This is a genomic window from Cohnella hongkongensis, from assembly GCF_042654645.1.
Taxonomy (GTDB): Bacteria; Bacillota; Bacilli; order Paenibacillales; family Paenibacillaceae; genus Cohnella; species Cohnella hongkongensis.
Map to the genome: position 1 here is coordinate 1 of NZ_JBHSEP010000060.1, position 500 is coordinate 500.

At 49.8% G+C, this 500-nt stretch carries 1 protein-coding gene and 1 pseudogene; both read right to left on the reverse strand.

Features of this window, described 5'->3' with window-relative positions; all coding sequences use genetic code 11:
• Window positions 1–259 (reverse strand): IS3 family transposase (locus tag ACFO3S_RS27940; protein WP_378103054.1); only part of this gene is annotated, 259 nt, incomplete at its 3' end.
• 59 nt (window positions 260–318) lie between these two features.
• Window positions 319–500: pseudogene (locus ACFO3S_RS27945) on the reverse strand (IS3 family transposase); the annotation flags it as partial.

Below are 500 nucleotides of genomic sequence, written 5' to 3' on the forward strand. Positions count from 1 at the left end.
GTTTGGCGTTCGTTGTGGCCTTATACTTTTTGACCGTTCTGGATCGCCACTGCTGCTTGTTCATGATCCTTGTCACCGTTCTCTCGGAGATCACGACGCCTTGCTGGCGGAGCTTACTGGCGATCTTGGGACTGCCGTAGAGCCTTCGGGATTGCTCGTAGACTTCCTTGATCTGATCGGTCCATTCCTTGTGCTGACGCTCTTGGTCACTCGTGGGGCGATCCCTCCATTTGTAATACCCGCTACGAGATACTTGCAATACGTGGCACATCTTCTCCAGTCGGTACTCGGAGCGGTATTCATGGATGAATGTATATTTTACCGACGGTCTTTCGCGAAGAAGTGCATCGCTTTTTTTAAGATTTCGTTCTCCTCTTGCAAGTCTCGGATCTGCTTTTGCAATTCGCGCAATTGATGATCTTCAGACTTAAAGGCTTGCGCTGCAACGATTTCCGGCTCACTGCCGTACTTCTTCATCCAGCCATATACCGTATTGTCCT